This window comes from Natrialba chahannaoensis JCM 10990 (assembly GCF_000337135.1).
GTDB classification, from domain to species: domain Archaea; phylum Halobacteriota; class Halobacteria; order Halobacteriales; family Natrialbaceae; genus Natrialba; species Natrialba chahannaoensis.
The window spans coordinates 1-922 of record NZ_AOIN01000009.1; the positions used below are offsets into that span (position 1 = coordinate 1).

Below are 922 nucleotides of genomic sequence, written 5' to 3' on the forward strand. Positions count from 1 at the left end.
CTGAACGTCCTCGCTGTGTTCCTCAATGCGGTCTTCGACCCTGTACTCGATGTTTTTCGGGTCGTCAGTGTTTCGCGGGTTGTACGGAGCGATTGGCACGACCCCTGCGGCCAGCAGGTGGTCGTGCCAATCGAGAATGTCGTAGGCGCTGTCTCCAAGCATCCAGATCGGTGTATCGACGGCGAGCGCGTCACGAGTGACGCGCATCGCCGTCTCTTGGTCTGCTTGTTTGGCCGATGTAAACTCCGCTGCTATCGGTATCTTTGCCCCGGTTGAGACGATCGTACAGCCGAAGCCGTAGTAGTGTTCTTCGGCTGTTGGATCGTAGTTCCACGACGCAGCGTCGTTGTACTGGATCGCTTCGATGTGGGTCGAATCGATGGAGTAGGTGGAGTCGAGCAGGCCGCGAGCGGCGGCCTGCTCGACGAGTCTGTCGAAGACATCGTCGATGATGTGTTCGAGATCGGTGAGAAACCGGTCAATGGTGTCTCTGGATGGTGGTTTGTCGAGTCCGCAGTAGTACCAAGCGAGGCCGTGCTGGAGTTCTCGTACAACCGGACGTGTGCCGTAGATGTCCTTGTAATAGCAGTGTAGAAAGCCACGAAAGAGGTCTGGTGGCTGATGAACTCGTGTTCGCCCCCTCGAAGCGGGGGCGAACACGTCGTANTTGTAATAGCAGTGTAGAAAGCCACGAAAGAGGTCTGGTGGCTGATGAACTCGTGTTCGCCCCCTCGAAGCGGGGGCGAACACGTCGTAGTCCAGCAGAAACTTGAAATCAAGGTGCTCGAACAGCGGTACTGTCTCGGTAGCCGCGACATTCAAGAAGTCGTCTACCGAAGCTACGTCTTGCAGGGTTGCGCTTGTGTTGGACACACTTCGCGCACCCTGCTGCTTCGTACGTGACGCTTTCTATGACACACTC

Annotated in this window: 1 protein-coding gene; it reads right to left on the minus strand. The window is 56.6% G+C overall.

The genetic code is table 11. The features are described from left to right. The coding region (locus tag C482_RS01685) for a transposase (RefSeq protein WP_049896383.1) at positions 1-873 on the minus strand (873 nt) is incomplete at its 3' end. Between the last annotated feature and the right edge of the window lie 49 nt (positions 874-922).